The 14425-nt window shown below is 61.4% G+C and carries 14 protein-coding genes; 6 read left to right on the top strand and 8 right to left on the bottom strand.

Going from position 1 to position 14425, the window contains the following annotated elements:
- Window positions 1-26 precede the first annotated feature (26 nt).
- Both DND132_RS06230 and tpx read right to left on the bottom strand, forming a co-directional pair.
- Entirely contained in the window at window positions 27-512 is a 486-nt protein-coding gene (locus DND132_RS06230; RefSeq protein ID WP_190275298.1) for a MarR family transcriptional regulator, read from the bottom strand.
- A gap of 303 nt (window positions 513-815) precedes the next feature.
- Window positions 816-1334 carry a thiol peroxidase gene (gene tpx / locus DND132_RS06225; RefSeq protein WP_014321861.1) on the bottom strand — a complete coding sequence of 173 codons (519 nt, stop codon included), beginning with the start codon at window positions 1332-1334 and terminating at the stop codon, window positions 816-818.
- Window positions 1335-1686: 352 nt separating this feature from the next.
- On the opposite strand from tpx, the gene DND132_RS06220 reads away from it, so the two are divergent.
- From DND132_RS06220 to DND132_RS06195, 6 genes are all read left to right on the top strand, one after another.
- On the top strand, window positions 1687-2460 hold the full coding sequence (locus DND132_RS06220) for a PEP-CTERM sorting domain-containing protein (protein WP_014321860.1): 774 nt from the start codon (window positions 1687-1689) through the stop codon (window positions 2458-2460).
- Between the two features lie 345 nt (window positions 2461-2805).
- Complete coding sequence (locus tag DND132_RS06215; RefSeq protein WP_041915945.1) at window positions 2806-4230, top strand: sigma-54-dependent transcriptional regulator; 1425 nt, start codon at window positions 2806-2808, stop codon at window positions 4228-4230.
- A 76-nt stretch (window positions 4231-4306) separates the two neighbouring features.
- Window positions 4307-4762: a PilZ domain-containing protein gene (locus tag DND132_RS06210; protein WP_014321858.1), complete on the top strand. Its 456-nt coding sequence runs from the start codon at window positions 4307-4309 to the stop codon at window positions 4760-4762.
- A gap of 491 nt (window positions 4763-5253) precedes the next feature.
- Window positions 5254-5766 carry a PilZ domain-containing protein gene (locus DND132_RS06205; RefSeq protein WP_014321857.1) on the top strand — a complete coding sequence of 171 codons (513 nt, stop codon included), beginning with the start codon at window positions 5254-5256 and terminating at the stop codon, window positions 5764-5766.
- Between the two features lie 118 nt (window positions 5767-5884).
- Entirely contained in the window at window positions 5885-6694 is an 810-nt protein-coding gene (locus tag DND132_RS06200) for an N-acyl amino acid synthase FeeM domain-containing protein (RefSeq protein WP_014321856.1), read from the top strand.
- 33 nt (window positions 6695-6727) lie between these two features.
- Window positions 6728-8761 (top strand): ThiF family adenylyltransferase, encoded by a 2034-nt coding sequence (locus DND132_RS06195; protein ID WP_014321855.1) that lies wholly within the window; start codon window positions 6728-6730, stop codon window positions 8759-8761.
- Here DND132_RS06195 and DND132_RS06190 read toward each other — a convergent pair.
- From DND132_RS06190 to DND132_RS06165, 6 genes are all read right to left on the bottom strand, one after another.
- Window positions 8758-9501 (bottom strand): class I SAM-dependent methyltransferase, encoded by a 744-nt coding sequence (locus DND132_RS06190; RefSeq protein ID WP_014321854.1) that lies wholly within the window; start codon window positions 9499-9501, stop codon window positions 8758-8760. The genes DND132_RS06195 and DND132_RS06190 overlap by 4 nt on opposite strands.
- 75 nt (window positions 9502-9576) lie before the next feature.
- Entirely contained in the window at window positions 9577-10512 is a 936-nt protein-coding gene (locus DND132_RS06185) for a PEP-CTERM sorting domain-containing protein (protein WP_014321853.1), read from the bottom strand.
- A gap of 156 nt (window positions 10513-10668) precedes the next feature.
- Entirely contained in the window at window positions 10669-11337 is a 669-nt protein-coding gene (locus tag DND132_RS06180) for a CAAX prenyl protease-related protein (RefSeq protein WP_014321852.1), read from the bottom strand.
- A gap of 7 nt (window positions 11338-11344) precedes the next feature.
- Window positions 11345-12445 carry an HlyD family secretion protein gene (locus DND132_RS06175; protein WP_014321851.1) on the bottom strand — a complete coding sequence of 367 codons (1101 nt, stop codon included), beginning with the start codon at window positions 12443-12445 and terminating at the stop codon, window positions 11345-11347.
- Window positions 12442-13161, bottom strand: a complete 720-nt coding sequence (locus tag DND132_RS06170; RefSeq protein ID WP_014321850.1) for an ABC transporter ATP-binding protein — start codon at window positions 13159-13161, stop codon at window positions 12442-12444. Before DND132_RS06170 ends, DND132_RS06175 begins: the two co-directional genes overlap by 4 nt.
- Window position 13162: 1 nt before the next feature.
- Complete coding sequence (locus DND132_RS06165; RefSeq protein WP_014321849.1) at window positions 13163-14293, bottom strand: ABC transporter permease; 1131 nt, start codon at window positions 14291-14293, stop codon at window positions 13163-13165.
- Between the last annotated feature and the right edge of the window lie 132 nt (window positions 14294-14425).

The following is a 14425-nucleotide window of genomic DNA, read 5'->3' as shown; positions in this document are numbered from 1 at the left end:
GTGTGATGGGGGCAGCCGGGATGCGGCTAGCCGGGCATTTCGGGCGGCGGCAGCAGGGGCAGGATATCGTCGAGCACGGCCTGGAGCCGGTCCGTCAGGGAAGACGGCAGGGTGCGGAAGAGATTCTCGTAGGCAGCCGTGGTGTTCAGCTTCAGGCTCCGGAGAAAGGCCAGCCCCTCGGGCGTCAGACTGATCAGCCGCTCGCGCCTGTTCTGCGCGTTGGGCTGCTTGTCCACCTGGCCTTCCTTGGCCAACCGGCTGATCAGCCGACTGGTGGCGCAGTGGCTCAGGTGTGCGCCTTCGGCCAGGTCGGCGATGCGCTGCGGGCCGTGGGTGTAGAGCCGGAAGAGCGCGTTGAGCTGGCTGAAGGTGATGTCCGAGGTGTGCATGGAGCGGGCCATGGAGGTAAATATCTGGGCCGCGGCCAGGCTGTGCAGATGGTCGAAACTGCGCCCGAGCCGGGCGATGTCCTCCGGCTGGCCGGACTCTTGACTCTCAATATATGCATCCATGCACATATTGATACGGCCCCTTTGGCCGAATGTCAACCCTCTGTAATCCTGCGGAAATGAAGAGAGCGAGGCGGGCGGATATCCCGCTTTGACGCCCTGTTGGGTGAAAAACGGGACGCCGCCGTCCTCTTGTCGGGACGAGTTGTTGCGAAAGGGGCGGCAAGTCGGGGGGCGCAATTGCCTGCCGCGAGCCGTGCGCCATCCGGCCCGGCCCGGTCCCCTGCGGAATCGGGGACGGGGCGCAAAAAAGGCCCGGAAGGGGTTGCCTTCCGGGCCGTTGAGTCGTGCGATGTTGCGGGCGGATCAGCCGATCAGTTCGCGGACCACCTTCAGGGCGGCCTCGTAGTCGGGTTCCTCGGTGATCTCCTTGAGGTATTGGACGTAGGCGACCTTGCCGTCCTTGTCCACCACGAAGACCGCGCGGGTCAGCAGGCGCAGTTCCTTGATGAGCGCGCCCCAGTTCTCGCCGAAGGAGGCCTGGGCGTGGTCGGACAGGGTTTGCACGGCCTCGATTCCGGCCGCGCCGCACCAGCGGGCCTGGGCAAAGGGCAGGTCCATGCTGACGGTCAGGATTTTCACCTCGTCGCCCAGGGCCGAGGCCTCGGTGTTGAAGCGGCGGGTTTCCATGTCGCAGACCGGGGTGTCCAGGGAGGGCACCGAGGCGATGACCAGCACCTTGCCGGAGAAGTCGGCCAGGGTGGCGGGGGAGAGGTCGTTGGCGGTCACGGTGAAGTCGGGCGCGGTGTCGCCGACGTGGATTTCAGGGCCTATCAAGGTCAATGGGTTTCCTTGAAACGTGATGATTCCGGTTCGTTCGGCCATGATATAGCTCCTTTCACGAATGTGGGTTGGTCGTTCCTATTCAAATAAGTATCCTTGATGGCGTGTAAAGGAACAATCTGTTGCCCGAGTCCAGATCATCCTGTCCGGGCCGTCGGCCCCACTGCGCTAAAATCCATTTTCCCCGGCGGTTGCCCTGTGGAAAACGGTAAAAACATGATTTTTGGGCTGAGAATCGGTCTGATTGTGTCGAAACGGGCACAAAATGTAAGACCCTTCGACAAGATGTCGGGCAAAATGACATTTCCCTTGCGTTTGAGTCCTGGAAAGTCGCCATTTACATTGCTGGCATACTTTATGCTTAATGGCGTGGAATTCAACGTGGGAGACAATCATGAAACGCTGTATCGCCTTGGCCCTGTTCCTCCTGTGCCTGCTCCAGGCTCCGTCCGCACTGGCCTATTATACCGTGGCCTTCACCGACGAGGTGAATTACTGGCCCGGTTTCAACAACAACCGCTGGGACCCCTATCTGCGGGATTGGCAGGACAACCTGGACGTCATCGGCTCCCCGAACCTGACCGGCGGCAATTTCGTGTACAGTGGCCATACCCTCACCGGGATCGAATTGAACTATGAAAGCACCAGTCGGGAACTCGTTCCCGGAGACTGGTTCTTCGATCTGGATCAGGACGGGAGCTGGGACTACGTCCTGCACCACATCCTGTGCGTCGGCTATGACGGAAGGGTCAACTGGGACGGCGGATACGCCCTGTTCTCCGTCGACCTGGCCTACCTCGGCTATACGGACGACAGCTGGATGGACGACTACAGGGCCTCTTTCTGGCCGTGGGGTTACGAAGGACGCTTCGATCACCCGGTCCAGGCCCTGGTGGACCGGGAAGACTGGCTGGAGAGCGTGACCTTCTCCGGGTGGGAGCAATACCTGGGCTGGAATGAAACCGGCACCTCCACCTGGTCCGACTTCGCCCTCGACCTCTCCGGCTACTCCGGAACGTTCACCTACGCCTTCGCCATGACCTGCGGCAACGACGTACTCTTCGGCGAGTCCACCATTCCCGCGCCGGAACCCTCCACCTTCATCCTGTTCGGTCTCGGTGGACTGGGCGTGGTCTGCTACACCCGCAGGAAGCGTCGTTCTCTCTGATTCTCTTATATAATAGATAATGAATGGCCGGGTAATCTGCGGATTGCCCGGCTTTTTTCGTGTTCCTGCATATGGTCCCGGCGCCCGGCCCGCCGCACCGGAAAGGGCTTGCGAATAAATCCGGAATGTCTTGAAAAATCGGAAAAGGGGGATATAGTGAAAGTGTGGGTATCCGAAAGGATATTCTCGCACGGTCGCAGTCTGTCCGGAAAAAACGGAAACGGGAGATTTTCCTATGGACAGAAAAAATGCGCCTATGTATAGAATGGCCAACTTTTGTCCATCGTCCGGCCGTCAAGCCGACCTGTCCGCGAGCGGGCAAGGAGCTGTTACGTGGAACCTTCCGTGGGAAAGATACTGCTGATCGATGACGATCCGTTCCAGTGCGCCGTCGTCGAGTCCATCATCAAGAAGATGGGCTACGACTGCCACTGCGTCTATTCCGGGATAGAAGGCCTCACCCTGCTTAAGAGTAGCCATTTCGACATCATCTTCCTGGACCTCAATCTGCACGAGGGCAGCGGGTTGAGCCACATCCCCCGTCTGACCGAACTGGACCCCAACGTGGACATCGTCATGCTCACCGGGGAATCCGATTCCGACTGCATCTCCCAGGCCTTTGCCGCCGGGGTCAAGGACTACCTGGTCAAGCCCATCAAGGAAGATCGCTTCCGCAAGGTCATCCAGAATCTCCTGCAACAGAAGACCGTGGAGCGGGAAGAGACCGACACCCTGACCCGCGAGGAGATCATCGGCGACAGCCCGGCCCTGAACCAGTGCCTCGAACGGTTGGCCATCTCCGCCAAGGGCGTGGGCAACGTGCTCATCACCGGCGAGACCGGGACGGGCAAGGAACTTTTCGCCAGGGCGCTGCACAACAACAGCGACCGCAAGGACAACCGCTATATCGTGGTGGACTGCACCAACCTCCCCTCGACCCTGGCCGAGAGCCTGCTGTTCGGGCATGCCAAGGGGTCGTTCACCGGGGCTGACCAGGACCGCAAGGGGCTGTTCCACCTGGCCCACGGCGGCACCCTGTTCCTGGACGAAATCGGCGACCTCGACCTGGGCATCCAGAAGTCCCTGCTCCGTGTCCTCCAGGAAAAGACCTTCCGCCCCCTCAGTTCGAGCAAGGAAGTATACAGTGATTTCAGGCTGGTGGCGGCCACCAACCGGAACCTTGAGGAGATGGTGGCCCGCGGTGAATTCCGCAGGGATCTCTATTACCGGCTCCAGAGCTTCATCATCGAACTGCCGCCCCTGCGCGACCGCAACGGTGACATCGAGATGCTGACCCGGCATTATCTTCCCATCCTGTGCAAGGAAAACGGCATGGATGAGAAGGAGGTGGACCCCCAGTTCATCGAGACCCTGCGGCTCTACGACTGGCCCGGCAACGTGCGCGAGCTGGTCAACGTCCTCCATGTCTCGCTCCAAAAGGCGCGTTTCTCCAAGTTCCTGAACATCTACCATCTTCCGCAGCAGTTGCGCATGCGCCGCGTGTTTCAGGACATGGGCGAGGACGAGGCCGCGCCCCAGGAATCCGCTCCCACGCCGAGTATGTATTCCCTGCCCATGACCGCCGAGGAGTTCCCGGTCATGAAGGCCGCCCGGCAGGAAGCCGTGGAGGCCATGGAGCAGGTCTATCTCCAGCGGCTGGTCCAGTTGAGCGATGCCTCCATCGCCACGGCCTGCAAGCTTTCCGGCCTTTCCCGGGCCCGTCTGTACGAGTTGCTGAGCAAGCACAACCTCTCGCTGAAAAACAACTGATCCGTCGGAATCGGCCGATCGGCGATTTTTTCGGCGCAACGCGTTCGTGTGGCGCGAATTTTGCTTTTATTTTTACATGTACAATTATCAGACCAACAAATGCATGCATGTCGCCGTGAAGGATGGCGAGGCGCTCGGCAGGATTCTCAACCGACTCGAGGCGGGTGAAACCGGCGAAGCGGCTCCGGCCGGGCCGGGCGACCTGGAGCGGCGGACGTCGCCGCGCTGGCCCGTCATGCTCTCCGGGCTCGTCCAGGTGCTCAAGACCAGTGGTGAGATCATGGTCTTTTCCGTGCAGATCCGGAACATTTCCATACAGGGTATGCTCTTGGAATTCATGGATAAAGGCCACGTTTTTGCCGGCATGCTCCAGCAGATCGAAGGGTTGAGCGTGACCTTCATGCTGGACGACGCCATGGTCACCCTGGAATGTCTGCCTCGGCGTATCGTCCTGGATGAGCCCGTGGAAGTCGGGGTCGAGGTCTCGGATGAATCCGATGACAAGGCCCGCATCCAGCGCTTCCTCATGTAGGCGCTGCCCGCCCGTTTGTCCGTCCGGGACGTGTGTCGGTTGCCCGACACGACAGACGGCATGACGGACACTCACTCTCCGTTTTTCAATCTTTCCCGCAAACTGCGCCGCCGGATTCGGCGGCGTTTCCTGTTGCGTTGCAGGACCTGGTTTTCGCTTCTTGTCGGATTACCAGACAATTTGCCGTGGCCGTCCGGCGCGTGCGCGGATCAGACCTGTTGCCGCGGCGCCACGAACCCGAATTTATTTTTCCGCCGTGAGACCCGGGAACGTTGTATAGCTCTCCCGTATGATTCGACAATTTCCCATCGGGCCGAGTCGGGGCGAGCCCGTCTCCCGCAAACGGCCGGGGCATGTTGCGCCCGGACCGCTTCAAGTGACGGCTGCGGTATATTTATTGCAAAAAATCGAGAATTGTTGCGGCATTGGAAAGGGGACACCGGGGGGAACCGTCCCACACACTGCAAGCTAGATTCAAGGTAGTTGAAAAGATGTCTGAAGTGGTGAAAGTGTGTTTTGACATGAATCAGGAGAGTTTTCAGGCACTCAAGCGCATGGCACGGGGAGAAGGGGTGGATTGTTCCCAGTTTGTTTCAGGTATCGTGGAGGGGTGCCTGAGGGACTTCATGAGCAGAGATTGGACTGCGAACGGAAAGGACAGACGGAAGTATCCCAGGGTGGATGTGTCAATTCCCGCGATATCTTGCGTAAAGTTTTCCGACAGGGAGATGCGCAGTTACCCCGTGATGGTGGATGACGTCTCCGAGGGAGGGTTGCGGATATCGTTCAAGGATGTTTCTCCGGATATGGGAGAGCGTTTGGCGAATTCATCCTTTTTCGAGGTGTTCTTCACCATTCCTGAATTATCGCAGACCGTGTCGTTCTATTGCAAGCGACTTCGTCACAAGGTCGATCGGGACTTGACCCTGGTCGGTGTGTTCGAAGGGAATAACGCCGAGACCCGTTCCATGATGGATATCATGTTACAGCACTACATTGCATAGACAGAGAGTGCCTGCCTGTGCAATATGAAAGGCGATGTCAAGCAAAGGAAAGGTCAGCGTAGATTTGCAGAACGGAGTGGAACGTCGAAGGACCTTACGTATCCGGCGGTCTTCCCTTGTGGACAGCAAGCTGGAAGGGCTTGAAAAACCAAGCATAAAGATCGCCGAAACCCGGGATGAACTCGAACAGGCCTTCCGGACGGTCTATTCGGTCTATCGTTCAACCAAGTACATCGTCGAGGACCACCCCTCGGAGATGTCCTTCAGCGTGCACAGCCTGCTTCCCACCACGTGCGCCTTCATTTTCAAGGAATATCTGAAGGTCATATCGACCATGTCCTATTACGCCGACAGTGAGACTTTCGGCCTGCCCATGGACGCGCTGTACAAGAAGGAACTGGACGTTCTGCGCGGGCAGGGGAGAAAGATCGCGGAGCTCGGTGCGCTGGCCACCCCCAGGCGGCGGCGGTGGTCCAACCTGGTCGTCTATCTGTCCAAGGCCATGTTCAACTACGGGCACCTGACCGGCGTGGACGACATGTGCATCATGGTCAATCCCAAACACGTCCGTTTCTACAAGGAAATCTTCCTGTTCGAGGACTTCGGGGAGGAGCGCTGGTACAAGGGCGTGGGCGCCCCGGCGGTGGCCTTGCGGATTTCGTTCCGCGATTATGACGACGCCATGATCGAGGCCTATGGCAAGTCGGACTTCGACACGGACCTGCACAGCTTTTTCACCAAGGTCAACAACTCCATCATGGACCCGCACATCCTGTACCCCGTGGAGAGAAAGAAGCCGCTGAGCCCGGAGAATCTGTGTTACTTCCTGGAGAAGCGTCCGGAAATTCTGGACTGCCTGACCAAGGAGCAACGTAATCGGTTCCAGCTCATGTACCACGACGCATTTTTTGCACAGGGCCTGATGTAGCATTAACCTTGTCCGCTCGAAAAGGACGTTGTCTTGAATACTCCGGAAACCCGGCAGAAACTCGACGTGTTCCACGTCGCCTCCCACAATACGTATCAGGAAGCGGCCTTTTGCCGAAATCTCGGTCTGCTCGACGCCAATGAGCAGAATCGGCTGCAGCACGCCGTGGTGGCCGTGGCCGGTCTGGGCGGCGTGGGGGGCGGACACCTGATCGCCCTGGCCCGCAGCGGCGTGGGCGGCTTCCGGCTGGCCGACTTCGACCGTTTTGATCCGGTCAACGGCAACCGCCAGTACGGAGCCACGGTCTCGGCCTTCGGCCGGGAGAAACTCCGCGTCATGGCGGAGAACGCCCTGGAGGTCAATCCGCACCTGTCGCTCACGCTCTTCGAGGACGGGGTGACCGAGGAAAACGTGGACGCCTTCCTGGACGGGGCGGACCTGGTCCTGGACGGGTTGGACTTCTTCGTCTTCGAAGTGCGCCGGATGGTCTTCAAGAAGGCCCTGGAAAAGGGCATCCCGGTGATCACCGCCGGGCCCATGGGTTTCAGTTCGGCCCTGCTGGTGTTCACGCCCGACGGCATGGGGTTCGACGAATATTTCGACATCCGCGAAGAGGACACGTACATCGAGCGCATCCTCAAGTTCGCCATGGGCCTGGCCCCGCGTCCCACCCATTTCGGGTACGTCAACATGGACTTCGTGGATCTTCGGGCCAAGCGCGGGCCGTCCCTGGGCTGCGCCTGCCAGTTGTGCGCGTCCCTGGCCGTGACCGAGGCCCTGCGTCTGCTGCTCGGCCGCAAGGGCGTGAAGCCGGTTCCCTATTTCCTGCAATTCGACCCCTATGTCCGCAAGCTGGTCAAGGGACGGCTGCGTATGGGCAACCGGCATCCGGTCCAACGGTTGAAGTTGTGGATCGCCAAGAATTACATGCTGGATAGGAACAAGGTCATCGGTCCGGTCAGGCCCGAGCAGCCGGATCTGGCCGCCGACGGTCTGGCCGCAGTGCGCGACTACGTCATCAGCGCGGGCGTCCAGGCCCCGTCGGGCGACAACTGCCAGCCGTGGCGGTTCTCGGGCAAGGGCGAACGCATCGTCCTGTCCCTGGACAAGGGCACTGACGAGAGCTTTTTCAACGTTCGGCAGGCCGCATCCATCGTGGCCTGCGGTGCGGCCATGGAGAACATGACCCTGGCCGCCCAGGCCTGCGGCCTCAAGCCCGAGGTGGAACTGCGTCCCGAAGAGGGGGCGGGGGAAATCCGTTTGGCCGCTCTCACCCTGAAACAGGGGGAGGACGTCCACGAACCGGTTCTGCACGACGCCGTCTGGCTGCGTTGCACCAACCGCAAGTTCTACAGCCGGAAGCCGGTCTCGGACGGCGTTTGGGAACACATCCGCGAGGCTGTGGAGCGGTTTCCCGGCACCACACTGCAGTGGATATCAGCCCAGGATCAATTGAAGAAGTTCGCCGAATCCGTGTGCCTGGCGGACCGCATCCGCACGGAGCATCGCGGGCTCCACGAGCATTTGAACGCCATGATCCGGTTCACGCAAAAGGACGCCGAGGAGACACGGGACGGGTTCCCGCTCGGCAATCTTGAGGCGGGCCGCGCTGGCAACCTGTTCCTCAAGGCCACCCGGTCCTGGTCGGTCATGAAGGCCCTCAATACCCTGGGCGCCTCACGTGGCGTGGCCGCGCATTCGGGCAAGGGCATCCTTCGTTCTGGAGGCGTGGGACTGATCAGCACGCAGGCCCTGGACACGGAATCGCTCTTCCTGGCGGGCAGGGCGCTGGAGCGCGCCTGGCTGACCTTCACCCATTACGGCATCCGGTTCCAGCCTGCGGCCGCACCGGCATTGTTCCGGCTGCGCTGGCTGTTGGAGGGGGAGACGTCCTTTTCGCCCGCCCACGGCAAGCTGCTGGGCAGGTCCTGGTCTCTGGCCGAGGAATGTTTCCCCGGATTCCTGGCGTCCAGGCCGGTGCTCTTCTTCCGGGTGGGCTTCGGGCCGGGCATCAAGTACGGCACCTACCGGAAGCCGCTCACCGCATTCCCGGGCGGCGACGCCTAGCCCTTGCAGACGTAGAAATTCTTGGCCAGGCTCTTGTGCGGGGCCACGGGCACCGTGATCCGGTCTGGCCTGCGGTTCGCGGCCGGGCGGGCCAGGGTCATGTGGGTGACGAAGGCGCGTGAGAAGGTCTCGCGGCCCAGCCCCACCCTGTCGGCCAGGTCCCGCATCTCCTCCTCGGTCAGGCTGGCCATGATCGAATCCCGATACTCCTTCTTCATCAGCTCGTTGTAGGTCAGTCCGAACAGGTTGACGTGTAGCGCTGTCATGAATTTCGACAGCCGCTTCAGGTCCCGGATGACCACGGCCCCCTCGGGTTTGGCCACCCGCAGCATCTCCCGGACCAGCCCCTCGGGCTCGGGAATGTGGTGGAGCATGTTGTGGCAGAAGACCGCATCGAAGGTGTTGTCGTCAAAGGGGATACGGGAGGCGTTGCCCTTGACGAACTCCACGTTGCGCACGCCCTCGTTATCGGCGTTCATGCGGGCGATGGCCAGCATGTCGTCCGACAGGTCGATGCCCGTGACCTGTGCCCCCGAGTGTCGGGCCACGCCGATGGCGATCCAGCCGGTGCCCGTGCCCACATCGAGAAAACGCCCCTGGGCCGGGGCGAGATTGACCACCGACTCCACGAAGCCGGCATGCAGGATGTCGAGGAATTTGCGGGTCAGGCCGTCGTAGGCGGCGGCCTCCTCTCGGCCCATCATCACTTCTTCTTCAAGCTTGCGCGGGGGGATGCTCATGGGGGCTCCGAATAGCAAAAAGCGGGGCCAACATTGTTGGCCCCGCGTATCGGTTAATTGAAGGCAACCGTTCGGTTAGGCGTTGTTGCGGCGGCGACGAGCGTAGGCGAAGCAGCCGACCATGCCCAGGCCGATCAGCAGGAAGGTGCTGGGCTCGGGAACGGTGGTCATGTTCAGGTGAGCGGACTCACCGGAGAAGTCCCAACCGCCCTGGCCGTACAGCTGGATGGCAACCTGGCCTTCGACATCGGACTCACCGGCGTAGGCGTTGGAGTCGATCAGCTCGCTGAAGTTGTTGTCGGAGGTCACGTCGAGGTTGAACTTGCCCTGAGCGATGGTGCCGTTGTCGACGTCGCCGGTGGTCTCGTCACGGTCGGTCAGCTGAGCGACCTGGGTGATCAGAGTGTTGCTGGGCAGGACACCGTCGGTCCAGTCGAAGGTGGCGAAGAGTTCAGCGAAGCGGCCGGTGTCGCTCCAGGAAGACTCGGCGGCCAGAAGGGCGGCCACGTCGAGGATACCATCGGTCGTGTAGTCGGAAACATCCAGGCTGGGCAGGCTGTCGCCATCGGAGGTGCCGGCGTAGAAGGCGCCTTGGCCACCGGAGAAGTACAAGATCGAGGCAGCGGTAGGATCGTCCGGGGTGTCAACACCCACGATCTGGATGCCCCAGAACACGCCGGTGACGGTGTCGGGAATGTCGTTTTCAGACCAGGCGTTGGTGGGGGGAACATCGCCGGTGTCCGTGACGGTGGTCACATTGATGTACCCCCAGAGGTACAACTCGGTCCCGCTGGCGAGCAGGTCGGCGATGGAGGTCAGCACGCTGTTCAGGCTGCTGGTGTCGATGTCCACGTTGTTGCCGTCGGCATCGACGATCTGCTGGTACATGTCGCTGATCGTCCACTTGTAGGTGGAGTCGCTGCTGTCCATGCCCAGGAAGTTTGCGTAGGCGACGCTGCTGAGCAGGAGCGTCAGGGCCATAGTCATAATGATCGCGGAAAGTCTCTTCATTGTCGTTGCCTCCATAAAGGTGTGCGTTTTCCTCCATGGTAGCAAGTGGTGTGCCAAAGAATTTGTGCCCGATTTCATTGTATTTTTTTTCCCCGAAAAAATGGGCGGCGCATAGACTGTAAGGTAATCCGACGTAATATTCGGTACTCTTAACAGTTACCAGAAAAGCCAGTGGCCCGTGGCGATGACGTAGACGCCGAGGAGGAGATTGGTGACCCCGTGGGACAGGATGCACTGCACGACGCTGCCGGTGCGCATGTATATATAGTTATACGCCACACCGGCCAGGATGCCCGCCAGCCACAGGTTGTGCTCAAGGCCGAACAGGATGGCCGTGGCCGTGAAGGTGAAGACCGTGAAGGTGCCGTGGCGCACCGCCGTGAAGTTCTTGTCCACCAGGTAGCGGGCCAGGAAGGAGCGCCAGAACAGCTCCTCCATGATGGGCACGATGATCGCCGCGCCGAAGAGACGGACCGCGATCATGGGCAGCCGCAGGCCGCCGAACCCGCTCGGATCGAAGCCCTGGGGGTCGCCGGTCACGGCAAAGGGCATGTCGAGGTTGATCCAAAGGACGAACAACACCGCGCCGAACACGAGGCTCAGGGTCGTGTCCTTCATGCGACCAAGGTCCGCCCAGGACAACTCGTCGTAGCGCTTCCACAGCAGCACCAGGGCCAGGCCGACCAATCCGATCTTGACCGGGTAGAGGGCGGCCGCCGTGTGGGCGGAAACCTCGAACAGCCCGGACCGTGTCCCGATCTCCGGGACGGCGACAAAGGCCATGTACAGACAGAACGGCAGGATGCGGGCAAGCAGGGGAGTCATGGGCACCTCAGGGCTTGTCGTTGACGATGGAGTTGAATTCGGAGCCAACGGTCTTTTCCGTCTGGATGAAGACGTCGCCGGTCAAACCGGTGACCATGCCTTCCCTGGGCTCCAGCGCGATGATCACCTCGAGCACGGTCTTGTCCACTTTTTCGCCGGGCGTCCGGGGCGGAATCTCGGTCAGCTGCATGGTGCCCGCCTTGCGCAGCACCTTGCCCCTGATCCGCTCGTCGCCGAAGGCTTCGCTGGTGAAGTAGGCGTCCTGGCCCGCGTGCACCAGGGTCACGAACTTCTTGTCCAGTTCGGCCCGGACGTTGAACTTGCTGACGTCGGCCACGGTCATGACCGGGGTCTCCACGAAGACCGACACATGTTCGCCCGGCAACCGGTGGCGCCGCAGGACGATGCCGTCGATGGGTGAACGGAGCACTGTCTGGTCCAGCTGGGCCTCGGCCTCCATGGCGCCCTGCACCGCGGCCTGGTACTCGGCCCAGGCCATGAGGATGTCTTCCTTGCGCGACTGGTTTTCAGTGATGAGCATGCGCTGGACGGCCTCCTCGTACTGCTTTTCGGCCACGAGAAAGTCCTTGGTCGCCCGGTCCACCTCCTCCTTGGCGATGAGTTTCTTGTCGAGGAGTTCCATGCGCCGGTTCATTTCGTTTCTCGCGTTGATCATCACGGACTTGGTCCGCTGGACCACGGACTGGGCCTCGCTCTTCTCCTCCTTGCGCGCCCCGGCCACCAGCTTGTCGTAGTACGCCTTCTTGGCCTGGGCGTTGGCCTTGGCCGTGGCCAGATGGGCCACGTACTGGTCGTCGCGGAGATAGGCCAGGGGCTGGCCCCTGGTGATGTGCTCGTCCTCCTCGACCACCACGGATTCGATCACCCCGCTGATTTCGAAGGCCAGGTCACGTTCCTCGGTGGCCGGTTCGACTCGGCCGTAGGCCGCCACCCACGGGGAGCGGTTACTGATCGGCGGGGTCGCGGCCATGTCTTCGGTGGAGCTGCCGACGTCGGGCAGGGAGGCGGAAAGCCACTGCGGCGATTCATGGACCACGTAGACCGCGGCGCCGATGGTGATCGCCAGGAGCAAGAGTACTATTCTCATGGTTTCCTCTCGGGAGCCTTTGCCCCGTCCTGGGGCTGTGGGTGGAGCAGGCCGTCCTCGATGGTCACGATGCGGTCGGCGAAATCCACGGTCCTGGGGTCATGGGTGACCACGACCACGGCGCGGTCGCCCCGCTTGGCCAGGGAGTGCATCAGCTCCATGACCTGCTGGCCGTTGACCGAGTCCAGGGCGGCCGTGGGTTCGTCGGCCAGGATGACCTGCGGCGACCCGGCCAGGGCGCGGGCGATGGCCAGGCGCTGTTTCTGCCCGCCGCTCATGGTCCCGGGCTTGACCTGGGCCTTGTCGTCCAGGCCCACGTCGGCCAGGGTCTTCATGGCCGTCTCCCTGGCCCGGCGGCGGGTGTAGCCCCGCAGGTCCAGGGCGACCATGACATTTTCGAGGACGTTGAGGGTCGGGAACAGGTTGTATTCCTGAAAGATGTAGCCGAGGTTGTCGAGCCGGATCCTCCCCAGGGCCCGCTCGGACAGGCCGGACACGTCGTGTCCCGCCACGGTGATGGAGCCCGAGGTGGGCTTGAGGATGCAGCCCATGATGGACAGGAGGGTGGTCTTGCCGCTGCCCGACGGGCCCATGAGCATGAGCACCTCTCCCCGGACCACGTCCAGGGTGGCGTCGCGCAGGGCATACTCCTGGTTGCCCGCCGGGCCGTAGGCCTTGGATATGCTCCGGAGTTCGATGGCCGTCTTCGTCGTCATCCTACCTCCCCTTGAAGACCAGGATCGGGTCGAGCGCCATGACCTTGCGGATGGAGATCACCGCAGAGCTGACGCACATGAACAGGGTAAGAAAGAACATGCCCCCGCCCAGCAGGGGGGGGATGACGATGGCCGTTGCCGTGAAATCGCTGAGCCGGGAGACCATGATCGAGATGGTGATGCCGAACCCGTAGCCGAGCACGGCGCTCAGGGACGCCTGGGTGAGCAGGATGCCGTATATGTAGGAATTGGGCGCGCCCATGGCCTTGAGGGTGGCGAACTCCGCGATGTGGTCCAGGGTGGTGGCGTACAGGGTCTGGGCCACGATGACCGTGCCAACAACGAGGCCGAGGAAGGCGGCGATGAGGATGCCCGTGCCAGCGCCGGTGTTGAACATCCAGTACCGCTGGGTCTTCCAGCTGAACTCCCCGGTGGTGTAGACGTCCACGCCCTGCACGTGTCGGCGGATGGAGTCGCGCAGGGCCTCGGGGGAGACGCCCTTGTCCGCTTTCACCAGAATGTATGTGAATTCGCCGGGTTTCAGGCTCGAAACCTTCCAGGCCGTGTCCAGATTGGCGAACACGAAGGGCGAGGTGGTGAAGGACCGGATGCCCTGGGTGAACCCGACCACGCGGGCCCGCTTGTCGTTGATCTCCACGACCACCCCCTGCCTGGGGACGCCGAGCTTGTCCACGTAGAGCTGGTCCGGGATGATGCCGTCGCGCAGGTCCAGGAGGTCGGTGGACCCGGCCACCATGCCCCAGGGGCCGCCCATGCCCTTGGCCGGTTCGAAGCCGATGATCTGGATCGACTCCTGGCCGCCGTCCGGCTTTTTCCAATTGGCGAACTGGGTGATGAACTTGGCGGCCCGGGCCACGCCCGGCGCGGACAGCGTATCGTAATACTTGCTCTCCTTGAGGGGCAGGGCGATGTCGAAGTTCTTGACGCCCGGCGAGGTCACCCAGACGTCGGCCCCGGAGTGGTCGATGACCGACGAGATGGTCGTGGTGAACCCGAGGAAGAGGCCCACCTGGATGGTGATCAGGACCACGGAAAAGACGATTCCGGTCAGGGTCACGACCAGACGGAGCTTGTCGTGGAAAAGATTCTGGCAGGCGATGGTGGCGATCATTGTGGTCCGATTGTTCTCGTTGATGGCTATATCAAATAGCAAATTTCGCGCCGGGGTGCCAACCGGAAAGATATGGCCCCCACAGGCTCATCGTCCACGACTTTTGTGCAAAAAAACGCAAATCGAGGTGAG

Origin of the sequence: Pseudodesulfovibrio mercurii (assembly GCF_000189295.2) — a bacterium.
Taxonomy (GTDB): Bacteria; Desulfobacterota; Desulfovibrionia; order Desulfovibrionales; family Desulfovibrionaceae; genus Pseudodesulfovibrio; species Pseudodesulfovibrio mercurii.
This window is presented reverse-complemented; position numbering and strand designations above follow the sequence as displayed.

What these genes read in the sequence shown, in the direction of transcription:
- DND132_RS06190 (WP_014321854.1), bottom strand. Translation starts at nt 9,501, where the DNA reads ATGAGCATCCCCCCGCGCAAGCTTGAAGAAGAAGTGATGATGGGCCGA.
- DND132_RS06180 (WP_014321852.1), bottom strand. Translation starts at nt 11,337, where the DNA reads ATGACTCCCCTGCTTGCCCGCATCCTGCCGTTCTGTCTGTACATGGCC.
- DND132_RS06165 (WP_014321849.1), bottom strand. Translation starts at nt 14,293, where the DNA reads ATGATCGCCACCATCGCCTGCCAGAATCTTTTCCACGACAAGCTCCGT.
- DND132_RS06175 (WP_014321851.1), bottom strand. Translation starts at nt 12,445, where the DNA reads ATGAGAATAGTACTCTTGCTCCTGGCGATCACCATCGGCGCCGCGGTC.
- tpx (WP_014321861.1), bottom strand. Translation starts at nt 1,334, where the DNA reads ATGGCCGAACGAACCGGAATCATCACGTTTCAAGGAAACCCATTGACC.
- DND132_RS06205 (WP_014321857.1), top strand. Translation starts at nt 5,254, where the DNA reads ATGTCTGAAGTGGTGAAAGTGTGTTTTGACATGAATCAGGAGAGTTTT.
- DND132_RS06210 (WP_014321858.1), top strand. Translation starts at nt 4,307, where the DNA reads ATGTACAATTATCAGACCAACAAATGCATGCATGTCGCCGTGAAGGAT.
- DND132_RS06185 (WP_014321853.1), bottom strand. Translation starts at nt 10,512, where the DNA reads ATGAAGAGACTTTCCGCGATCATTATGACTATGGCCCTGACGCTCCTG.
- DND132_RS06170 (WP_014321850.1), bottom strand. Translation starts at nt 13,161, where the DNA reads ATGACGACGAAGACGGCCATCGAACTCCGGAGCATATCCAAGGCCTAC.
- DND132_RS06220 (WP_014321860.1), top strand. Translation starts at nt 1,687, where the DNA reads ATGAAACGCTGTATCGCCTTGGCCCTGTTCCTCCTGTGCCTGCTCCAG.
- DND132_RS06230 (WP_190275298.1), bottom strand. Translation starts at nt 512, where the DNA reads ATGGATGCATATATTGAGAGTCAAGAGTCCGGCCAGCCGGAGGACATC.